Raw genomic sequence first — 17,772 nt, forward strand, 5'->3', positions numbered from 1 at the left:
CTGAGTTTCAGGGGGCATCAAACCCCTCCGGTTCTACCCGATGAACTACTGTAAGGAACAAAATCTGTTGGAGCAGAGGCTATGGTGCGATTGTGAATGTGTTTGTGCGAGAAAAGCTGATGATTAAACAAGGCGCTCTAGAACGGGTTCTGATCGCCTTCTTGTGCCTGTTTGTGACGCCCGTGTGCACGTTGGCGCAGGTAGGCCCGGATGTGGAAACCTGGCCGATACAAGGAATGCCGTCCGATGCGCCCACTCCTGATCTGAGCGAATTAAACCACAAGCCCGCTGGTCTTCATGGGAAAATTCAAACACAGGATGGGGCATTGGTGTTCGAGGACGGAACGCCAATCCGTTTCTGGGGCGTTAACCTGCAGGCCTACGCCCTGTTTCATACCAACACCAGCGCGATAGAGTTACACGCGCAAAGGATGGCACGCCTGGGGATCAATCTTGTGCGAATCCATCACCACGATTCCCACTGGGTTCATCCCAATGTCTTCGGAACAAAGCCATCCGACACGCTTGGGCTCGACCCTGCGTCGATGCAAAAGCTTGATGCCTGGATCGCGGCGCTCAAAGATCAAGGAATTTACGTTTGGCTTGATCTCCATGTCGGGCGGAGGTTCACAAAGCAGGATGGAATTTCAGGGTTTGACGAGATTGCAGAGGATGAAGGCTTAGCCGATGTCCGGGGCTTCAATTACATTTCGCCCACGATCGAGGCGCGAATGGTTGAGTTCCAGGAGGCATATCTTAGTCATCAGAATGCTATGACGGGCCTGACCTATGCCGAAGATCCGGCAGTTGTCGCCGTGATGTTGACGAATGAAAATGATCTTACCCATCACTTCGGTCACAGCCTTCTGCCTAACAAGAACGTGCCTTTGCATAGTGAGCTTTTCATGGCTCTTGCAGATGAATTCGCGCGCTCGAACGACCTTGATCCAGATGAGACGTGGCGAACATGGGAGCATGGTGCCTCAAGGATTTTCCTAAGCGATCTGGAGCGTCGTTTCAATGGGAGACTGATCCCTGCGGTCCGCGACACCGGGTTTGAGGGCCTGATCTCGACAACAAGCCTGTGGGGCGCGATGTCGATTTCGGGGCTGCCGTCTCTGACGGTTGGTTCCATAATCGACGCGCATAGCTATGGCACCGGCGGGGAAATCGGATTTGATCCGCGCCAGCGGTCTGGCTCTATGGAATGGATCGCCATAGCTCAGGTCGAAGGCATGCCGCTGAGTGTTTCCGAGTGGAACATCGGAGAATTTCCTGCTGAGGATCGTTTCATCACACCGCTCCGTGTCGCCACAAGTGCGGCGCATCAAGGCTGGGATGCGATGATGATCTATGGATACTCACAGCAATCTCTTGACGGATCCACGGCGCCGAGCAATTGGAGTATGGCCGAAGATCCCGGATTGATATGGATGATGCCAGCCGCAGCGCTTCTTTTTCGGGAAGGACATGTCCGGCAGGCCGAGAATTCCTATGCGATTTGCCTGGACGAAGACGAGTTTTTTGGACGCCCCGTCTCGCCCGAGACGTCTGTTGCCATTCGCACCGTGTTTGAACAAAGCAGGCTAGTCACATGTATGCCCCAGACCCGCGCATTGCCGTGGCTCGCAGCAACCGAATTGAATCGCGATGATTATCGCCTGCTTGACCTCGACAAATCCTATCTGCCCAAAGATGCGACCGTTGTCCGCGCGGATACCGGAGAGTTTCAGCGCGATTTCGGCAACGCCCGGTTCAAGGTTGATACCGGCAAAAGTCAGATCGTGGCAGGGAGCTTTCAGGACGAAACCATCGAGACCCGAGATGTAGTATTCGGGATCACCACCCCCATGGCAGCTGTCGCGGTCCAAAGCCTCGACGGCAATGAGATTGCGCAATCGGGTCGGATACTGATCTCGATCACAGGGCGAAGTGTTCCGGTCGAGGCTAAATCGGCAGATTTCAGGGTCGAACCGGTGACCGGCACTTTGCAGATCAAGGCCCCTGCTGGCCTGATGCTGAGGTCTGTTGATCAAAACGCTGCCCTGCCATCCAATGCCCATCACTATGAGGGGGGACGGCATGTGATTGATTTGGCCGAAATCAAAGGCGCGCGCTGGCTGTACCTTGAGCAGGCTCAATAGAAAAGGCCGCCCCTAGGGGCGGCCTTTCGCATTCGAAACAAGGCGGATTTAGAAGCCCAGACCTTCGTATTTCTTTTTGAACTTCGACACACGGCCGCCAGCGTCCAACAGGCGCGACGAACCACCGGTCCATGCGGGGTGCACGGAGGGGTCGATTTCCAGGGCCAGCTGGTCGCCTTCGGCGCCCCAGGTGGATTTCATCTGAACTACGGTGCCATCGGTCATTTTGACGTCGATGACGTGATAATCGGGATGGATGTCTTTTTTCATCTTTCCGCTCCTTACGCTTCGGCGCCAGCCTTGGGCTTGTAGTTGGTGACTTCGGCGATACGCGCGGATTTACCACGGCGCGAGCGCAGATAGTACAGTTTGGCACGACGGACGCGGCCACGGCGGACAACGGTGATGCTGTCGATGTTGGTCGAATACAGCGGGAACACACGCTCCACGCCTTCGCCAAACGAAATCTTGCGTACGGTGAACGCACCGGCGATGGTGTTGCCGCCTTTGCGGGCGATGCAGACGCCTTCGTAATTCTGTACACGGGTGCGTGACCCTTCGGTCACTTTAAAGCCAACACGGATTGTGTCACCGGCTTTGAAATCGGGAATGTCTTTCCCCAGGGCGGCAATCTGTTCCGCCTCAAGCTGTGCGATCAGGTCCATCGCAGGTACTCCTATATGCTCGTGGTTGGTCCACGAAGTTTGGGCACGGCCTGAGAGCTCTTGGTCTTCACCGGGTCCTGCCATGCAGCCCGCCAGAGGTCAGATCGAATGTTCCTTTGGTCCGGTTTGTCCCGACGCGCCGTGGCCGAAGAAAGCCGGGCGTCACGCCATGATGAAAACCAAAACACCGGAGTCGCATAACACGGCACCGGATTGCGGTGCTTTACGGGCTTTGAACGCAGGGATCAAGCCTAAACTGGCACTATTCATCGTATATGCCGGTGTGTTTTCGCCAACCATCAAATACATCGTTGCCTTGTCGGTCAGATCAGGCACACTGGGTTCAATTATAAGAGCAGATATTTGATACAGGACCATAAGATGCGCAAAGCACTTCTGCTGGCCGTTCTGGCGTTGGCACTTGTCTCATGTGGCCGTCGTGGCCCACAACCTCAGGCGGTCGAACCGCAGGCATTCGCGGATACGACCCCACCCTCAATCATCTATCCAGCCTTTGGCGATGCCGATCCGCACCCGTGGGAGGGCCGCCATCCCGGACACTACCCGGTGCACGGGCTGGATGTCTCGCGTTGGCAAGGACCGATAGACTGGCGCACCGCGCGCAAATCGGGTGTCAGCTTTGCCTTTATCAAAGCCACCGAGGGCGGAGATTTCTCTGACCCAATGTTTGATGAGCATCGGCGCGGCGCGCAAGCCGCCGGGGTGCCTTGGGGCGCTTATCATTATTACTACTTCTGTCGTCCCGCCGCCGAACAGGCCCGATGGTTCATTCGCAACGTTCCCAAAGGCGCTGACCTGCCGCATGTGCTCGACATGGAATGGACGCCGCATTCGAAAACGTGCACCCTGCGTCCCGATGGCCGCACTATTCGGTCCGAGGCGCAAAAATTCCTTGATATTCTAGAGCGCCATTACGGCCGTCGACCCATCGTCTATACGACGGTGGATTTCTATCAGGACACCGATATTGGCCGCCTGCCCAAAACTGAGTTTTGGCTGCGTTCGGTCGCAGGCCACCCCCGCAACGTCTACCCGCGCGCGATCTGGCGGTTCTGGCAGTATACCGGCACGGGTTTGGTGCCGGGGGTTCAGGGCAAGGTCGACATCAACACCTTCAACGGCACGCCCGAGACCTGGGCACGGTGGAAGTCAGGAACGCCTCACGTTTCGGGCACACCATAGGTTTCTATGGTGCCGCCGCCGACAAGGTGATCCAAACGGCGCGCGCGTTCCTCTCCGACAGAGTCGCGCAGCCAGAAGCGTTCGCCTTCGTTAAGTTCACGCCGTTCGAACCCTTGCTCGGTCATGCAGCGGTCGACTTGATCGATTTCGCCTTGTCTGCGTAGCCGATCATCAAATGGGGCGGTGATGGCAGGACCCAAGATAATACCCCACACCAGTACGTTGGTTGCGTACCCCCCGATCACGGCAGCATTGCCACCGATATCGGCCTCGGTCGCGCAATTTTGCACGGCGATGCGCGCAGAGTGCAGATTATGACCGGCTTGCGTGGGGACCGACATTTCAATGGGTTTGGTAGTGCAGGCCGATACGGCAAGCACAGCTAAGCAAAGGGCTTTTTTCATATTTCAACCTGCTATGAACTGAATAAAAATTGCTTCATGCAACATCTGAAGCATGAGTATTTATTCGTTCGATCAGCTGCAAGAAGAGTGCACCAAAAGGCTGGTTCTGCGGCACCTGCGCCACACTAGGTGGCCTAATCCGATGTTTCGTTTCGTGCTTTTCGGTAGGCGTCCCAAAGATCAGACCGCCGTTCGCGGGTGATCTGTTCGGACATCTCGTGGCGCCAGTCTGCAATGCGGCCATGATGACCTGACATCAGAATGTCCGGGATCGGGCGGCCTTTCCAGTCTGCGGGGCGGGTGTATTGCGGGTGCTCCAGCAAGCCCGAGGAAAAGCTTTCTTCCTCGGCGGATGCCTGATTGCCCAACACGCCGGGGATCAGCCGCACAGTCGCGTCAATCAACGCCTGTGCCGCGATCTCGCCCCCGGTCATGACAAAATCGCCTAGCGAGACTTCCTGCACGCCGTAATGTTCCAGCACCCGTTCATCGACGCCCTCGAACCGACCGCACAGCAACGTCATGCCATCGCAACGGGCCAGATTTTGCATCATCTGCTGATCCATCCGCCGACCACGCGGGCTAAGGTAGATCAGCGGCCAGTTGCCTTGAATGCCATCCATCGTGTGCTCAATGGCTTCACCCAACACATCGGCACGCAGGACCATACCTGCGCCCCCACCCGCAGGCGTGTCATCCACGTTGCGATGCTTGCCAACCCCGAATTGGCGCAGATCGACAGTTTCAAGCTGCCACAGCCCCTCTTGCAGGGCCTTGCCTGTAAGGCTTTCACCCAGCACGCCCGGAAATGCGGATGGAAACAGGGTGATGATCTTGGCCTTCCAGACCCCGTGAAGATCAGGCGTTGGTGTCAGCAATTCGCGCGGCTTCAGCGTTGGACGGATGGCTTTGCGGCCATGGGATTTTCCGGGTTTCTCTGTCATTTCGTGCCGATCAGATCATTTTGGACGCTTTGAACCAAAGCCGCCTTTTGGTCGATCAATGCCGCATCATCCAGCGATGAGCGGTTCATCTCTAACATCTGCTGCAACACATCTTCGGGCAAGCGCGGGTTTGACCGCGTAGGGCCCACCAGTTCGGCAGCCGTGTCTCGGGGAAGATTAAGGAACTCGGCAAATGCGTTTCCCAACCCATGGCGCAGGCCCTGCAGGTCTTCCAACCATTCGGTCCGGACCGAGACCGAGGGCAGGCGGTCGCGCACCGCTTCGGCTGCGATCTGGGGCGACGGCACCGGTTCCAGGCGGGCGCGGTAGGCTTCAAAATCTTGAATCAGTCGCGTGCGCTGCAGATCATGTGCCCACAGGCTGCGCAACCAGCTGCCGCGTTGGCGCAGCGAGTAGTAGAGCGTGATATGCACCTCTTCGCCTGCAAACCGGTCCCGGATCAGACCCACCAGACAAGAGGCGAGCTCGGGCGCAGCCTCATAACCAACAGCGACATTTCGGCTGGGCCGCAGGCCCGAGAAATTCTCTTCGCTCAGGATCAGCCCGCGTTTCTGGCCAAATTCCAGTGAGTTCAGAAAGTGCCGCATCTGATCCCTGAAATCGCTCAGCGCGCCCGGCGTTCCATAAACGGAATAGCGTGTGGCGGCCTCGGACAGGCCGGTTTTTCGGGTCCGATAAGGCAGGACCAACGCATGGTGCGGCCAGATCAGGGAACGGTTTTCAAACAGAAAGGACTGTGCCGCCGTCGTCCCGGTCTTGTGCAGACCCAGATGCAGCAACACGCGGCGCATTACAGCAGGCCCTCGGGCGGGTCGGCGACGATGCGGCCTTTGTCCAAATCTACAGTTGGCACGATCTCAAGTGTGAAGGGCAAAAACACCGTGGATTTCAGGCCCGGCCCGTGCAGTTCCAACAAGTCTGCCGCGCCATGGTTTTGAACCGATTTGACCCGGCCCAGCAGCGTTCCGCCGGTGTCATAAACCTGAAGCCCGATCAGATCGGTGTGATAGAATTCATCATCCGGCAGCGATGGCAGTTGATCTCGTCGCGCATACAGGCGCAGACCGTTCAGCGCATCAGCCTCTTCCTTGTTCTCAACCCCGCCCAGCCGGGCGGCAAAGCCGTTCTTGATTGCGCGGGTCAGGACCACCGGAAAGCGTTCATTCCCGGCTTCGTCGGTCAGCGGGGAATAGCCCTCGATATCTTCGGGAACAGCGCAAAAGCTTTTCAGCCGCACCTCGCCGCGCACACCGTACGAGCCCGCGATGCTGCCCACGCAGATCAGATCATTCATTTCGACCATCCGTCACACATAGCCCGTCCCGCCATTGTCCAATCCCCTCGCAAGCCTCGCGCTGGTTCGAGCGTTCGAAGAATACACCCACAATAAAGGCGATCGCCAGCAGGATGGGAAGCCGTAACAATCCGAACATGGCCTATCGCACCTCAATCGGCAGCGTGTCTTCGCGCTGCTCCCAACCCGCCAACTCCAGCTCGGGCGTGTCCGAGAGGCTCTCGGGCCAGCCGATGCAGAAATAACCGACAAGTTTCCAGTCGGTAGGAACGTTCAGGTCTCGGGCCAATTGATCAGGATTCAGGATGGACACCCATCCCAGCCCCAGTCCTTCGGCCCTTAAGGCCAGCCAGAACAAGGTGATCGCCGAGACCACCGAATAGCGCCGCATCTCGGGCATGGTGCCCGCGCCCAGACCTTGCCCTTTGTCAGAGGCTTCGTCACAGAATACGGCCAACTGCACCGGGGCTTCTTGCATTCCGGACAGCTTGAGCTGGCTATAAAGCTGCGCCGTCTCGCCGGAATATCCGGCCAGCGCCTGTTCGTTCGCAGCTTGGAAATTCTTCAACGCCGCGTTGCATGCAGCCTCGCTTTTGACGCGGATCACGCGCCAGGGTTCGCTTAGCCCCACCGATGGGGCCAGTCGAAACGCGTCGAGGCAGCGCGTCAGCACTGCCTCGTCTATAGCGTCGGTGCGGAACCGACGCACATCGCGCCGGAGCCGCATCAACAGATCGAACTGCGTGCGAAAATCGTCGGTGAAAGCCTGATCTTGCACGCGCCCGCCTGCTTATTCTTCTGCGGCCGCTTCTTCAGCCGGTGCAGCAGCGGCTTCGGCTGCGGCAGCAGCTTTGGCAGCTTTCTCTTCCACGCGCTCTTGGGCTTTCTTGCCCGGCGTACCCTTGTTGGGGTTATTACGCTCGGCTTTGTCCTTGGCGCCGGCAGCTTCCAGCATACGCGCGATCCGGTCGGTGGGCTGGGCGCCTTGGTCCAACCAGTACTGGATGCGCTCCATGTTCATTTTCACGCGCTCTTCGTTGTCTTTCGGCAGCAGCGGGTTGTAGGTGCCCAGCTTTTCGATGAAACGGCCGTCGCGCGGCATGCGGCTGTCAGCGGCCACAATGCGATAGAAGGGACGTTTTTTCGAGCCGCCGCGGGCGAGACGAATTTTCATTGCCATGGTGGTATCTCCTTTGAATGGCGTATCCGGCGTAGGTGCCGGTTAGTTCTGATGTTTGTTGAACCAGAGGTTCACTCTTGATGTTTCCTGTGGTGTCGGATGACTTCCTGAATGATGAAATTCAGAAAAGCCTTGGCGAAGTCGGGGTCCAGATCGGCCTCTTTCGCCAGGTCTTCTAACCGTGCGATCTGCGCGGCCTCGCGCGAGGGATCGGACGGGGGAAGGTCGTGTGCGGCCTTGAGCTTGCCAACGGCCTGCGTGTGTTTGAACCGCTCGCCCAGTGTGTAGACAAGGATCGCGTCCAGCCGGTCGATGCTTTCGCGATGCTCTTTCAACAGCGTGGCAGCTTGCGTCACGGGGTTGGTCATTGGCCGGTCCTTTCGGTGGTCAAGTCGATCTGCGGGTGTCGCCACATCTGGGCTTTCTTGCCGAGCAACTGGGTCTCACATTCATAGGTGGCACCAAGGCGTTCAGCCAACGCGCGCGAGCGTTCATTGGCATGGGCGATATAGCTCATGACGCCATTCAACCCCTGGTGCCGCGCTGCATAGTCGCGTGCAGCCTGTGCCGCCTCGAAGCCAAGGCCTTTGCCTTCGACCTGTTCCATCAGCGTCCAGCCCAACTCGGGCTCATGCCAACCTGGCGCATAGATCATGCCGGCCCAGCCGACAAAATCGCCACTGGATTTCTCGGTCAGGTGCCAAAGCCCATAACCTCGCATCGCCCAGTGCCCCAGACGACTGGCAAGTGAACTCCAGCTACCCAACTCATCCTTTGGCCCGCCGACCATGTGGCTGCGCCCGGTCGAGTAGAACGCGGTCATCGCGGGCAGATCGTCCAGATGCGGCGCGCGCAGGATCAGGCGGTCGGATTCGACGGTGGGAATGGTGAAAGAGGTCATGCGTAAGCCTCCATTCCGCCATTCACCAGATCGGCAGGCGAGGGGTGCCGCCAGATTTCCGAGGTGCCATACTTTGGGTGTTCATAGTGATATTCGAACTGTGCGCCCAGACGTTTGGCCACCGCCTTGCTGGCGGTGTTGTCCAGATCGATGAGTGAGATTGCGGTTTCCCAACCCAGAACGTCGTAAGCGTAAGACCGCGCGGCCAGAGCGGCCTCGGTCGCATAGCCTTTGCCGGTGGCATGGTTCAGCAGCGTCCAACCGACCTCGGGTTCGGGCCAACCTTCGGGGAACCACAGGCCGATACGGCCAACATAGGTGCCGGTGTCTTTTTCATCGACGCTCCAATACCCATAGCCGCGCATCACCCAGTGACCCAGCAGTGAGGCAACAACCCGCCACGTCTCATCCCGACGCAGGGGACCGCCGACAAATTTTGCAGCGTCACTAGCGAAGAATTCGACATCCGCGTCCAGATCGGCCTCGGACGGCGCACGCAGGATCAGACGTTCGGTTTCCAGCGTAGGGATTGGCATCGCGAATGTCATGCCTTCACCTCGCTATAGCGCCAGACATGCTGATCTGGTCCAATGGCGCTTTCCGCAGTTTTGTCACGCGCCGCGCCCAACCTTCCCGCCAATGCATTGGATCGGTTGTTGGTTGCTGAAACGTAGCTCACGAACTGCCCCGAACCGAGCAGGTCAAATCCGAAGTCGCGAACAGCGGCACAAGCCTCAGTGGCGAAGCCCTGCATGCGGTGCTTGGCGCTGAACATGTAGCCAAGCTCGGGCTCCTGATCGTCCCACTCAAGGCCCAGAATGACAAAGCCAATGACCTGATCATCATCTTTGAGTGATACTGTGAACAGGCCGTGACCGTGCAGAAGCCATCCGGAAGTATAGTAGGAAAATTCAGTCCACGCTTCTTGCGCGGTGTCGCCAAAACTGTCCTGACAGACCGAAGTCCACACTGGCAGGTCCTCCAGTGTGGGTGCGCGCAATACCAGCCGCCGGGTCTGAATGACCGGCAGGGCCGCGCGATACTGCGCTGCTGCTATCGCCGCCTTTCCGGACGGGGGCTGGGTGCAGCGTGCTGGTGTCACTTTTTCTTTCCGAACCCGCTCAGACCCGGGGGCAGACCCATGCCGCCGCCCAGTCCGGGCATCCCGCCGCCCATTGCCTTGGCCGCCTGCTCCAGCGCCTTGGGGTCCATTCCTGCGGCCATTTCTTCGGGTGAGGGGCCGCCTTTGCCGAACATGCCCTTCATGGCCTGTTTCAGCATCTTGCCTTTGCCCATCTTGCCCATCTTCTTCATCATGTCCGACATCTGCCGGTGCATCTTGAGCAGCTTGTTGAGGTCGCTGACCTCCATCCCCGAACCTGCAGCAATCCGCTTTTTGCGGCTGGCTTGCAGCAGTTGCGGATTAGCGCGCTCGCGCTTGGTCATCGACTGGATCATGGCGATCTGGCGCTTAAGCACCTTGTCATCCATGCCCGCTTCTTCGACCTGCTTGGCCATCTTGCCCATGCCCGGCATCATGCCCATCATGCCCTGCATGCCGCCCATCTGGATCATCTGTTCCAGCTGCATCTTCAGGTCGTTCATGTTGAACTGACCTTTGACCATGCGCTTCATCATGCGCTCGGTCTGTTCCATCTCCATCGTTTCCTGGGCTTTTTCGACCAGGGCAACGATGTCGCCCATGCCCAGAATACGACCGGCGATCCGGTCCGGCTCGAACGTCTCAAGCGCGTCCATCTTCTCGCCCAGACCAACAAAGCGGATCGGCTTGCCGGTGACCGCGCGCATGGACAGCGCCGCACCGCCGCGCCCGTCGCCATCCATCCGGGTCAGAACCACGCCCGAGATGCCGACCTTGGCTTCGAATTCCTCGGCCACTTCAACGGCGACCTGACCGGTCAAGCCGTCGACGACCAGCAGGGTCTCGCGCGGGTCGACCGCGTTGCGAACCTGCTCGACCTCGTTCATCAGCACTTCGTCGATGTGCAGACGGCCCGCGGTATCAAGCATGTAGACATCATAGCCACCCAGCGTCGCTTGCTGCTTGGCGCGTTTGGCGATGTCGACGGGTTTCTGGCCGGGAACGATCGGTAGCGTATCGACGCCGACCTGCGTGCCCAGAACGGCCAGCTGATCCATCGCTGCCGGGCGATAAACGTCCAGTGAGGCCATCAGGACCTTCTTGCCCTCTTTCTCTTTCAACCGCTTGGCCAGCTTACCGGTTGTCGTCGTCTTACCCGAACCCTGCAGACCGACCATCAGGATCGGGGCAGGCGGGTTGTCGATTTTCAGCGCGCCAGGGTCATCCTCACCGCGCAGCACGTCAACCAGTGTGTCATGCACGATCTTGACGACCTGCTGACCGGGGGTGATCGACTTGGTGACAGCCTGACCGGTGGCTTGGTCCTGAACCTTCTTGACGAACTCACGCGCCACCGGCAGCGACACGTCGGCCTCAAGCAGGGCAACCCGCACCTCACGGAGTGCGGTTTTGACGTCTTCCTCGGACAGGGCACCCTGTTTGGTCAGCCGGTCAAAGACGCCAGAGAGGCGTTCGGATAGATTTTCAAACATGCCTTCGGCCTCCTATGCCGGTTGTCGGTTGGCGTGCCCTAGATAGGATGCGCCGGTTAAATGCACAAACGCCCCCACGGGCGTAACACGCTGGTGGGGGGCGATCCCTGAACGACTCAAGGGACCGGAAGATCAACGCTTCCGGATGTTTGGGCGGGATTTAGGCCGATTGGCTGGAAGAGTCAACCTTGCGCGCAGGCAGCCAGTCATTGACTGCATCCACCAGCCGATGCGCGCCGCGACCGCTGGAATAGGCCTCGACAATGGGGTGCCGTCCGGCGCTCATGCCTTCATCCAGTATCAGGACGGGTCGATAAAGGGTCGATGTGCCTTTGTCGCTGCGCGATATTGTGCTTTCGGTTTCCGCATGGGACAGGTTTGAGAGCACATGCTCGACAGTATCATAACCAAAGACCGATTGCCTGCGGATCATGATACGATCTTGGCTTCGGTCCAAGATGACCTGAACACGGCGCACAAAGGCGCAGAATGCTCCGACGCCCATTCCGCCGCCGAATAATGCGAAGAAGAGGCCGAACAAGATGCCCTCACCGCCCTCGCTGGCCAAGAACAGGCCTGCGCCGACAAAGGCCAGAATGAAGAACACCAGCATAATGCCGATAAACCACGGCGTATCGGACAGGATCAGCTGGTTCGGAGTATTGCGCGTGATTTTCATGGCGGCACGCTAGCATCGATTTTGGGGCCTGTCGTGGCTTGAATTTGCCCGCCGGTTGCGCGATGAGCGCGTGCATAAGGGGGTACCATGGACGCATCATCTGCCTTTCAGGATACATTGCCGCTCAGTTCCGATGCACTGCTGGCGCAGTTGGACGACTGGGGGCTGACCTATCAGTTACACACCCATATCCCACTGCGTACGGTCGAGGATGCCAAAGGGGTCGAAGACCAGTTCATGGTGCCGGGCGAGAACGCCTTGCGGCTCAAGAACCTCTATTTGCGCGACAAGAAAAAGCGGAACTATCTGGTGACGCTGGAACAGAGCCGCGAGATTGACCTGAAGGCGCTGGGCGCGGCGTTGGGGATCGGCAGCCTGTCCTTCGGCTCTGCAGACCGCATGTTCCAGAATCTGGGCATTCGACCAGGCGCAGTCAGCCCGCTGGCGATGATCAACGGTGTGCAGAATGATGTGCGGTTCATCATGGACGCGGCGGCGCAACAAGCGGATGTCATCTATATGCACCCGCTGGTGAATGATCGGACCGTTGCGATGCCACAAGAGGATCTGATGACGTTTTTTGACAAGATTGGTTGCGCGTTCGACTGGCTGCCCTGATCACCCCTCAAGCGCTTCGGTCAAAGCCGCAGCGACATGGGCGGCGGAGGGGTTGATGAACAGGTGACCATCCGCCTCGAACACCGGGTCGTCGAGATGGTCGGGAAAGGCCAGTGGCAGTTCAGTACAGGCAAGCAGGATCGCCGTACCGGGGGTGGCATGGCGGTTGCAAAAGGCCAGCAGTCGGGCATGCGCAGTATCTGATGCGCCGCCGTAGAAGTCACTGTCGATCATCGCTTGCATTTCGGCGATCTCGGGATCGGGTAGGCGCGCATTTGCCGTGATGCCGTCGGTGGCTAGTCGTTCGGCATAGTTGGTGGCCTGCATTGTGACCGTGGTGCCGAGAACCAGAGCGTTTGTCGCGCCTGACCGTGCGGTCACTTCGGCTGTGGCGTCAAATATGCTGAGGATGGGCATCGACACGCCTTGCCGGATGGCGTGAAGCCGCGCGTGGGGCGTATTAGAAGCGATGATCGCGAAATCACATTCGGCGTTTTGCAGGGTCAGCAGCGCATCGCGGAATACGGCGTCGAAGGCAGACCAGCTGGCCTCATTTCCGGCCGTGCCGCGCAGGGCGCGGGTTTTGGCTTGCGTCACGGATTCGATGGTCATTGGCGGGATTGGAAGGGGTGAACCATGGCCACGTTCTGAATAATATTGCCCCGCGCCTTCGGCGATGGCGCGGTAGTAGTCGACGGTTGAAGCCCAGCCAACTCCGCCCAGTATTCCGATTTTCTTCATGGCAAACGTCCAGCCTGTCACATCTATGTGATATGCAGACTGGACGTTTCAGGGGGTGGCCGTCAATCAGGCCGCCAGTTCCGTAACAGCTTTCTGCGCGTTGGACAGAGTAGCCTCAGGATCCAGGGCCATGCGATCAGCTGCGATGACCTCGACATCATGGATGCCGATGAAACCCAGAACATGGCGTGCATAGGTTGTGGCAAAGTCGATCTCGGACCCGACAGCCGTACCGCCCGATGCAACCGCGAGGATGGCGCGTTTGCCCTCTAGCAGACCCTTGGGGCCTTCTTCGGAATAAGCAAAAGTCAGGCCCACGCGGGCGACAAGGTCGATCCATGCTTTGAATGCAGCAGGGACCGAGAAATTGTAGATCGGCAGGCCGATGACGATGGTGTCGGCATTTTGCAACTCGGTGACCAGCTCATCCGACAGCGCCAACAGGTCTTGTTGTACCACGTCGCGTTGATCGGCGGGGGTGAAATTGGCGGCAATCCAGTTTTCGGTCAGCAGGGGCAGGGGGGTCGCAAGGTCACGGCGGATGATGCGTCCGGCGTTCAGATGGCGGACAACGCGATCGGACAGATCGCGGGTGGTTGAACCGGTACGGCGGGCCGAGGCGTCGATATGCAGGATGGTTTTGGTCATCTCAGTGCGTCCTTTAGTGTCGGAATTATCTTCTGTTGCCTCAATATGAGTGTTGCGAATGTGAACAAAACTCGGATATATCAACAGGTATTGTTGGAATTTGCACAATGGAACTGATGCAATGGACAATTGGGATGAAGTGAGAACTGCGTATCAAGTGGCGCGCATGGGAACGGTCAGCGGCGCGGCGGATGTGTTGGGTGTGCATCATGCCACCGTAATCCGCCATATCGACGCGATTGAGGCGCGGCTGGGCGTCAAGCTGTTTCAGCGCCATGCGCGCGGATATACACCAACCGAAGCGGGTGAGGACCTGCTGCGCGTTGCACAGGCGACCGAAGATCAGTTCAACCAGCTGGTCGGTCGCATGAAAGGGCGCGGAGATGATGTCTCTGGCGAACTTGTGGTCACGTCGCTGGCCTCTCTGGCTCCGCTGATCGTGCCGACGCTGACCGAGTTCCAGCAATCCCACCCGGAATTGATCGTGCGGTATCTGACCGGCGACCGCCTGTTCCGGCTGGAATATGGCGAGGCACATGTGGCCATCCGCGCCGGCGCCGCGCCGGATCAGCCCGACAACGTGGTTCAGCCCTTCATCCCGCAAGAGATCGGGTTGTTCGCCAGCAAAAGCTATATCGCGCGCCATGGTAAACCTTCGGGTGTCGATGATTTCGCCAACCACCAGTTTGTCGGCAATGATGACGAAAACAGCCGCGCGCCGTTTTCCCGTTGGTTACGCGCCAATGCGCCGGAACGGGCGATCACCTTTCGCTGCACCAACAATTTCTGCATGCGCGAGGCGGTTCTGGCCGGGGCCGGTATCGGCTTCATGGCCCGGTGGGAGGCCGCGCGCGACCCTGATCTGGTTGAGGTGATGGAGCCTCTGCCCGAATGGTCGGGCAAGCTGTGGCTGGTCACCCATGTGGATCTGCATCGCACGACCAAGGTACAAGCGTTCCTGTCCTTCTTGAAAGATCAATCCAAAGGCTGGCTTCCGTGACCCCACAAGCGCGCGGCCATCTGGCCATGCTGATATTCTCGGCCTTGGTGGCGGGCAGTTTCTCACTGGGTTCGATGGTCGCGAACGAGATTGCACCTACGGCATTCAACGCGGCGCGTTTTGCGATTGCCGCTGTGTTGATCGGCGTCGCGGCGATTGCAACGACGGGTATATCGCGAGATGCGGCTCGGGCACCCTGGCGCTATTTGGTGCTGGGTGGGCTTTTTGGCACCTACTTCGTTTTGATGTTCTACGGCTTGAAAACCGCGCCTCCGGTCAGTGCGGCCGCAGTTTTCACGCTGACCCCGGTCATGTCAGCGATTGCGGCGTGGGTGTTGTTGCGTCAGATCACCACCGCCCGCATGGCGCTGGCCCTGACGGTTGGTGCGGTTGGTGCTCTCTGGGTGATCTTCCGGGCCGATTGGCAGGCCTTTCAGGCCTTCGAGATCGGGGTTGGAGAGATCATCTATTTCTGGGGCTGCGCCGCGCACGCCATTTACACACCGATGGTGCGGCGTCTGAACCGGGGGGAGCCTGCGGTCGTGTTCGCCTTTGGGACTCTGGTGGCCGGATGCCTGATCCTGACGTTCTGGGGCTGGTCCGATATCCGCGCAACCGATTGGGCGAACTTGCCAGGGATCGTTTGGGTGACTTTGATCTATATCTCGCTGTTTGCAACTGCTGCCAGCTTTGTTCTGGTGCAATTCGCAGCGCTGTGCCTGCCTTCTGCCAAGGTCATGGCCTATACATACCTGATCCCCAGTTGGGTGATCCTGTGGGAGATAGCATTGGGGCGCCCTGCGCCCACGGCACTGGTGCTGGTCGGTGCAGCGCTGACGGCTGTCGCCTTGCTGCTTCTTCTGAAAGGTGAAGACAGCCCGGCCAACACTGCCACGATATCCGATTGAACCTTGCCATCTGCGCCGGGTCTGGCACCTTGGCAGGTGTCACGTCAAAATGCGGAGATCTGCCATGAAACTGCCTTTCCTTCTGCCTGCTCTGTTTGCCATATCTGCGTGTGCAACCGGTGGGGGCAGCGACTCGGCGCAGGCGGATCTGCAAGCCAGTTGCGAGGCTTTGGTTTCCGCCGAAACCGGTACCCAGCCAAGCGGCGTCAGCGCAATCTCGACCCAATCCGAACCAACCGGCACCGTCACTACGGTCTCGGTCGCGGGGGCTCAGGCGCCATGGCTTTGCCGTGCGGACGCAACAGGAGTTGTGACCGGTGTGGAGTATAGTCAGGAAGGTTAACTGCTCAGCAGTCTCTTAGCGCTGTGTGACCTCAAAAGTGTTCAGGCATCCGGCTGCCCCTTGGTCACGGGCCCTTGACCCTCAAGCTTCATCCGACGGCAATTCGATCGCCAGAAACCGTTCGAACGCATCAAGGTTTACCGGCTCGAACTGTCCAAAACCCTGCATCCAGACCGAAGCGGCGCGCAGCGCGTCGGGTTCCAGCTTGCACCATTTTACGCGCCCCCGCTTTTCCTGCGAGATCAATCCGGCTTTGGTGAGAATGACCAGATGCTTTGAGATTGCAGCCAATGACATCTCAAACGGCTCGGCTACATCGGTCACGGCCATATCATCCTCCAGCAGCATCGCAAGGATGGCGCGGCGGGTGGGATCAGCAAGGGCGGCAAAGACGGTATCGAGATCACGGGACATGAGCCCTTCCTAAAGCGCAGGAACCGGTTTGACAATTTTTGCGATGACGTCACTGTGCCCCGGTAATTCTGGGGGACAGAGATGTCATTAAAATACTGGCTTGTGATCTGCATCCTTGGAATTGGTTGGGGCATGTCTTTCATGTTCAACGCCATTCTGCTGCGTGAACTGGGGCCGCTTTCCGTGTCGATGGGCCGTGTCGCCTTCGGTGCGCTGGGCTGCTGGGTCTATGTGATCGGTGCTCGCTTACCCGTGCGGCTGTCAGGTGCGCGGGCCATGGGACTGTTGGGCTTTGGTGCGCTCAGCTATGCCGCGCCGTTTGCATTCTACGCGCTCGGTCAACAACACATCGCTTCGGGCGTGGCCGGGATCGTCAATGCGACCACACCGGCCTTTGCCGTCATCGTCTCACATTTCTGGCCAGGTAGTGAGCGCGCAACATTGCTCAAGTCTCTGGGGGTGGTCTGTGGCTTCATGGGTATTGTGATGCTGTCCATGCCGGTCTTGCAGGCTGGTGCAACGTCCGAGTTTTGGGCGATCCTGCTGACCCTTTGCGCGCCGGTCTGTTATGCCTTTTCGGTCAACATCGCGCGGGCATTCCGAGACATGCAACCCGTGGTTCTGACTGCACTTGCGCTGTCTGGCGCGACAATCGCTATCACCCCGCTGGCAATCTGGCAGGAAGGGGTGCCTCATGTGACCCGCACCGAGACATGGTTGTCGCTGATGATGATCGGGTTTGTACTGACCTCGGCGGCTTTTATCACCTTCTATTGGTTGTTGCCCAAGGTCGGGCCGACCAACATTTCGACCGTGACCTTGATCGCACCGGTTTCGGCGCTGGTGCTGGGCACCTGGGTGTTGCAAGAGGCGTTGTTGCCCGAACATCTTCTGGGAATGGCGGCGATCTTTGTGGGGCTTTTGCTGATCGACGGTCGTCTGATCAGACGCCTGAGGCGGAGCGGGGCCGACAAAGATCAACCAAAAGGTTGAATATGCGGATTCAGGCCAATTCGCCTGACTGGCCTATTTAACAACTCAGACCTGCGGTGCGCATCCAAGATTTTTAG

26 protein-coding genes are annotated in these 17,772 nt (G+C 58.6%); 8 read left to right on the top strand and 18 right to left on the bottom strand.

Going from position 1 to position 17,772, the window contains the following annotated elements:
* Positions 1 to 119: 119 nt before the first annotated feature.
* Entirely contained in the window at positions 120 to 2,144 is a 2,025-nt protein-coding gene (locus Q1B46_RS18960) for a cellulase family glycosylhydrolase (RefSeq protein ID WP_299950563.1), read from the top strand.
* A gap of 48 nt (positions 2,145 to 2,192) precedes the next feature.
* Here the strand turns inward: Q1B46_RS18960 and rpmE are convergent, their stop codons facing one another.
* Together rpmE and rplS are read right to left on the bottom strand one after the other, a co-directional pair.
* Positions 2,193 to 2,414 (bottom strand): 50S ribosomal protein L31, encoded by a 222-nt coding sequence (rpmE, locus tag Q1B46_RS18965; protein ID WP_010437577.1) that lies wholly within the window; start codon positions 2,412 to 2,414, stop codon positions 2,193 to 2,195.
* Positions 2,415 to 2,425: 11 nt separating this feature from the next.
* Positions 2,426 to 2,809: a 50S ribosomal protein L19 gene (gene rplS, locus Q1B46_RS18970; protein ID WP_058273331.1), complete on the bottom strand. Its 384-nt coding sequence runs from the start codon at positions 2,807 to 2,809 to the stop codon at positions 2,426 to 2,428.
* 82 nt (positions 2,810 to 2,891) lie between these two features.
* Here rplS and Q1B46_RS18975 point away from each other — a divergent pair, with 82 nt between their 5' ends.
* Both Q1B46_RS18975 and Q1B46_RS18980 read left to right on the top strand, forming a co-directional pair.
* Positions 2,892 to 3,176 carry a hypothetical protein gene (locus Q1B46_RS18975; RefSeq protein WP_299950566.1) on the top strand — a complete coding sequence of 95 codons (285 nt, stop codon included), beginning with the start codon at positions 2,892 to 2,894 and terminating at the stop codon, positions 3,174 to 3,176.
* Between the two features lie 14 nt (positions 3,177 to 3,190).
* Positions 3,191 to 4,012 (top strand): GH25 family lysozyme, encoded by an 822-nt coding sequence (locus tag Q1B46_RS18980; RefSeq protein WP_299950571.1) that lies wholly within the window; start codon positions 3,191 to 3,193, stop codon positions 4,010 to 4,012.
* Here the strand turns inward: Q1B46_RS18980 and Q1B46_RS18985 are convergent.
* The 13 genes from Q1B46_RS18985 to Q1B46_RS19045 form a co-directional block, all read right to left on the bottom strand.
* Entirely contained in the window at positions 3,991 to 4,416 is a 426-nt protein-coding gene (locus tag Q1B46_RS18985) for a hypothetical protein (RefSeq protein ID WP_299950574.1), read from the bottom strand. The two genes, Q1B46_RS18980 and Q1B46_RS18985, sit on opposite strands and share 22 nt — an antisense overlap.
* A gap of 134 nt (positions 4,417 to 4,550) precedes the next feature.
* Positions 4,551 to 5,360 (bottom strand): tRNA (guanosine(37)-N1)-methyltransferase TrmD, encoded by an 810-nt coding sequence (gene trmD, locus Q1B46_RS18990; RefSeq protein ID WP_299950577.1) that lies wholly within the window; start codon positions 5,358 to 5,360, stop codon positions 4,551 to 4,553.
* Positions 5,357 to 6,172, bottom strand: a complete 816-nt coding sequence (locus tag Q1B46_RS18995; RefSeq protein ID WP_299950580.1) for a hypothetical protein — start codon at positions 6,170 to 6,172, stop codon at positions 5,357 to 5,359. Before Q1B46_RS18995 ends, trmD begins: the two co-directional genes overlap by 4 nt.
* A complete protein-coding gene (gene rimM, locus Q1B46_RS19000; protein ID WP_299666852.1) occupies positions 6,172 to 6,675 on the bottom strand; it encodes a ribosome maturation factor RimM in 504 nt (167 codons plus the stop codon). Before rimM ends, Q1B46_RS18995 begins: the two co-directional genes overlap by 1 nt.
* Entirely contained in the window at positions 6,668 to 6,814 is a 147-nt protein-coding gene (locus Q1B46_RS19005) for a hypothetical protein (RefSeq protein WP_299666854.1), read from the bottom strand. Before Q1B46_RS19005 ends, rimM begins: the two co-directional genes overlap by 8 nt.
* Before the next feature lie 3 nt (positions 6,815 to 6,817).
* Positions 6,818 to 7,453, bottom strand: coding sequence for a 5,6-dimethylbenzimidazole synthase (gene bluB, locus Q1B46_RS19010; RefSeq protein ID WP_299950585.1), 636 nt, complete (start codon positions 7,451 to 7,453; stop codon positions 6,818 to 6,820).
* Between the two features lie 12 nt (positions 7,454 to 7,465).
* On the bottom strand, positions 7,466 to 7,855 hold the full coding sequence (gene rpsP, locus Q1B46_RS19015) for a 30S ribosomal protein S16 (RefSeq protein WP_299666858.1): 390 nt from the start codon (positions 7,853 to 7,855) through the stop codon (positions 7,466 to 7,468).
* A gap of 71 nt (positions 7,856 to 7,926) precedes the next feature.
* Positions 7,927 to 8,223, bottom strand: coding sequence for a chorismate mutase (locus Q1B46_RS19020; RefSeq protein WP_299666860.1), 297 nt, complete (start codon positions 8,221 to 8,223; stop codon positions 7,927 to 7,929).
* Positions 8,220 to 8,756, bottom strand: a complete 537-nt coding sequence (locus Q1B46_RS19025; RefSeq protein WP_299950589.1) for a GNAT family N-acetyltransferase — start codon at positions 8,754 to 8,756, stop codon at positions 8,220 to 8,222. Before Q1B46_RS19025 ends, Q1B46_RS19020 begins: the two co-directional genes overlap by 4 nt.
* Positions 8,753 to 9,304, bottom strand: a complete 552-nt coding sequence (locus Q1B46_RS19030) for a GNAT family N-acetyltransferase (RefSeq protein ID WP_299666864.1) — start codon at positions 9,302 to 9,304, stop codon at positions 8,753 to 8,755. The genes Q1B46_RS19025 and Q1B46_RS19030 overlap by 4 nt, the downstream gene beginning before the upstream one ends.
* Positions 9,301 to 9,858: a GNAT family N-acetyltransferase gene (locus Q1B46_RS19035; protein WP_299950592.1), complete on the bottom strand. Its 558-nt coding sequence runs from the start codon at positions 9,856 to 9,858 to the stop codon at positions 9,301 to 9,303. Before Q1B46_RS19035 ends, Q1B46_RS19030 begins: the two co-directional genes overlap by 4 nt.
* On the bottom strand, positions 9,855 to 11,351 hold the full coding sequence (gene ffh / locus Q1B46_RS19040; RefSeq protein WP_299950595.1) for a signal recognition particle protein: 1,497 nt from the start codon (positions 11,349 to 11,351) through the stop codon (positions 9,855 to 9,857). Before ffh ends, Q1B46_RS19035 begins: the two co-directional genes overlap by 4 nt.
* A gap of 160 nt (positions 11,352 to 11,511) precedes the next feature.
* The gene (locus tag Q1B46_RS19045) at positions 11,512 to 12,030 is read right to left on the bottom strand and encodes a hypothetical protein (RefSeq protein ID WP_299950598.1); all 519 of its coding nucleotides are present in this window, start codon (positions 12,028 to 12,030) and stop codon (positions 11,512 to 11,514) included.
* A gap of 87 nt (positions 12,031 to 12,117) precedes the next feature.
* Here Q1B46_RS19045 and Q1B46_RS19050 point away from each other — a divergent pair, with 87 nt between their 5' ends.
* Positions 12,118 to 12,648, top strand: coding sequence for a prolyl-tRNA synthetase associated domain-containing protein (locus Q1B46_RS19050; protein ID WP_299950601.1), 531 nt, complete (start codon positions 12,118 to 12,120; stop codon positions 12,646 to 12,648).
* Here Q1B46_RS19050 and Q1B46_RS19055 read toward each other — a convergent pair whose 3' ends face one another.
* Positions 12,649 to 13,389: an aspartate/glutamate racemase family protein gene (locus Q1B46_RS19055; RefSeq protein ID WP_299950604.1), complete on the bottom strand. Its 741-nt coding sequence runs from the start codon at positions 13,387 to 13,389 to the stop codon at positions 12,649 to 12,651.
* Between the two features lie 66 nt (positions 13,390 to 13,455).
* Entirely contained in the window at positions 13,456 to 14,037 is a 582-nt protein-coding gene (locus Q1B46_RS19060; RefSeq protein ID WP_299950607.1) for an NAD(P)H-dependent oxidoreductase, read from the bottom strand.
* A gap of 121 nt (positions 14,038 to 14,158) precedes the next feature.
* Here Q1B46_RS19060 and Q1B46_RS19065 point away from each other — a divergent pair, with 121 nt between their 5' ends.
* The 3 genes from Q1B46_RS19065 (at position 14,159) to Q1B46_RS19075 (ending at position 16,288) form a co-directional block, all read left to right on the top strand.
* Positions 14,159 to 15,037: a LysR family transcriptional regulator gene (locus Q1B46_RS19065; RefSeq protein ID WP_299950610.1), complete on the top strand. Its 879-nt coding sequence runs from the start codon at positions 14,159 to 14,161 to the stop codon at positions 15,035 to 15,037.
* Positions 15,034 to 15,945, top strand: a complete 912-nt coding sequence (locus tag Q1B46_RS19070) for a DMT family transporter (RefSeq protein ID WP_299950613.1) — start codon at positions 15,034 to 15,036, stop codon at positions 15,943 to 15,945. The genes Q1B46_RS19065 and Q1B46_RS19070 overlap by 4 nt, the downstream gene beginning before the upstream one ends.
* A 64-nt stretch (positions 15,946 to 16,009) precedes the next feature.
* Complete coding sequence (locus Q1B46_RS19075) at positions 16,010 to 16,288, top strand: hypothetical protein (RefSeq protein ID WP_299950616.1); 279 nt, start codon at positions 16,010 to 16,012, stop codon at positions 16,286 to 16,288.
* A gap of 81 nt (positions 16,289 to 16,369) precedes the next feature.
* Here Q1B46_RS19075 and Q1B46_RS19080 read toward each other — a convergent pair whose 3' ends face one another.
* Complete coding sequence (locus Q1B46_RS19080) at positions 16,370 to 16,702, bottom strand: metalloregulator ArsR/SmtB family transcription factor (RefSeq protein ID WP_299950619.1); 333 nt, start codon at positions 16,700 to 16,702, stop codon at positions 16,370 to 16,372.
* Between the two features lie 81 nt (positions 16,703 to 16,783).
* Here Q1B46_RS19080 and Q1B46_RS19085 point away from each other — a divergent pair, with 81 nt between their 5' ends.
* Positions 16,784 to 17,695: a DMT family transporter gene (locus Q1B46_RS19085; protein WP_299950622.1), complete on the top strand. Its 912-nt coding sequence runs from the start codon at positions 16,784 to 16,786 to the stop codon at positions 17,693 to 17,695.
* The last annotated feature ends 77 nt before the right edge of the window (positions 17,696 to 17,772 follow it).

Origin of the sequence: uncultured Ruegeria sp. (assembly GCF_947500045.1) — a bacterium.
Classification (GTDB): domain Bacteria; phylum Pseudomonadota; class Alphaproteobacteria; order Rhodobacterales; family Rhodobacteraceae; genus Ruegeria.

Excerpts from the sequence above, each read along its gene's own strand:
- Q1B46_RS19060 (WP_299950607.1), bottom strand. The coding sequence starts at position 14,037 with ATGACCAAAACCATCCTGCATATCGACGCCTCGGCCCGCCGTACCGGT.
- Q1B46_RS19025 (WP_299950589.1), bottom strand. The coding sequence starts at position 8,756 with ATGACCTCTTTCACCATTCCCACCGTCGAATCCGACCGCCTGATCCTG.
- Q1B46_RS19055 (WP_299950604.1), bottom strand. The coding sequence starts at position 13,389 with ATGAAGAAAATCGGAATACTGGGCGGAGTTGGCTGGGCTTCAACCGTC.
- Q1B46_RS18980 (WP_299950571.1), top strand. The coding sequence starts at position 3,191 with ATGCGCAAAGCACTTCTGCTGGCCGTTCTGGCGTTGGCACTTGTCTCA.
- rimM (WP_299666852.1), bottom strand. The coding sequence starts at position 6,675 with ATGAATGATCTGATCTGCGTGGGCAGCATCGCGGGCTCGTACGGTGTG.
- Q1B46_RS18960 (WP_299950563.1), top strand. The coding sequence starts at position 120 with ATGATTAAACAAGGCGCTCTAGAACGGGTTCTGATCGCCTTCTTGTGC.
- Q1B46_RS19030 (WP_299666864.1), bottom strand. The coding sequence starts at position 9,304 with ATGACATTCGCGATGCCAATCCCTACGCTGGAAACCGAACGTCTGATC.
- Q1B46_RS19005 (WP_299666854.1), bottom strand. The coding sequence starts at position 6,814 with ATGTTCGGATTGTTACGGCTTCCCATCCTGCTGGCGATCGCCTTTATT.
- rpmE (WP_010437577.1), bottom strand. The coding sequence starts at position 2,414 with ATGAAAAAAGACATCCATCCCGATTATCACGTCATCGACGTCAAAATG.
- rpsP (WP_299666858.1), bottom strand. The coding sequence starts at position 7,855 with ATGGCAATGAAAATTCGTCTCGCCCGCGGCGGCTCGAAAAAACGTCCC.
- Q1B46_RS19075 (WP_299950616.1), top strand. The coding sequence starts at position 16,010 with ATGAAACTGCCTTTCCTTCTGCCTGCTCTGTTTGCCATATCTGCGTGT.
- rplS (WP_058273331.1), bottom strand. The coding sequence starts at position 2,809 with ATGGACCTGATCGCACAGCTTGAGGCGGAACAGATTGCCGCCCTGGGG.
- Q1B46_RS18995 (WP_299950580.1), bottom strand. The coding sequence starts at position 6,172 with ATGCGCCGCGTGTTGCTGCATCTGGGTCTGCACAAGACCGGGACGACG.
- Q1B46_RS19065 (WP_299950610.1), top strand. The coding sequence starts at position 14,159 with ATGGACAATTGGGATGAAGTGAGAACTGCGTATCAAGTGGCGCGCATG.
- Q1B46_RS19045 (WP_299950598.1), bottom strand. The coding sequence starts at position 12,030 with ATGAAAATCACGCGCAATACTCCGAACCAGCTGATCCTGTCCGATACG.
- Q1B46_RS19085 (WP_299950622.1), top strand. The coding sequence starts at position 16,784 with ATGTCATTAAAATACTGGCTTGTGATCTGCATCCTTGGAATTGGTTGG.
- trmD (WP_299950577.1), bottom strand. The coding sequence starts at position 5,360 with ATGACAGAGAAACCCGGAAAATCCCATGGCCGCAAAGCCATCCGTCCA.
- Q1B46_RS19020 (WP_299666860.1), bottom strand. The coding sequence starts at position 8,223 with ATGACCAACCCCGTGACGCAAGCTGCCACGCTGTTGAAAGAGCATCGC.
- Q1B46_RS19050 (WP_299950601.1), top strand. The coding sequence starts at position 12,118 with ATGGACGCATCATCTGCCTTTCAGGATACATTGCCGCTCAGTTCCGAT.
- ffh (WP_299950595.1), bottom strand. The coding sequence starts at position 11,351 with ATGTTTGAAAATCTATCCGAACGCCTCTCTGGCGTCTTTGACCGGCTG.
- Q1B46_RS18975 (WP_299950566.1), top strand. The coding sequence starts at position 2,892 with ATGCAGCCCGCCAGAGGTCAGATCGAATGTTCCTTTGGTCCGGTTTGT.
- Q1B46_RS18985 (WP_299950574.1), bottom strand. The coding sequence starts at position 4,416 with ATGAAAAAAGCCCTTTGCTTAGCTGTGCTTGCCGTATCGGCCTGCACT.
- Q1B46_RS19080 (WP_299950619.1), bottom strand. The coding sequence starts at position 16,702 with ATGTCCCGTGATCTCGATACCGTCTTTGCCGCCCTTGCTGATCCCACC.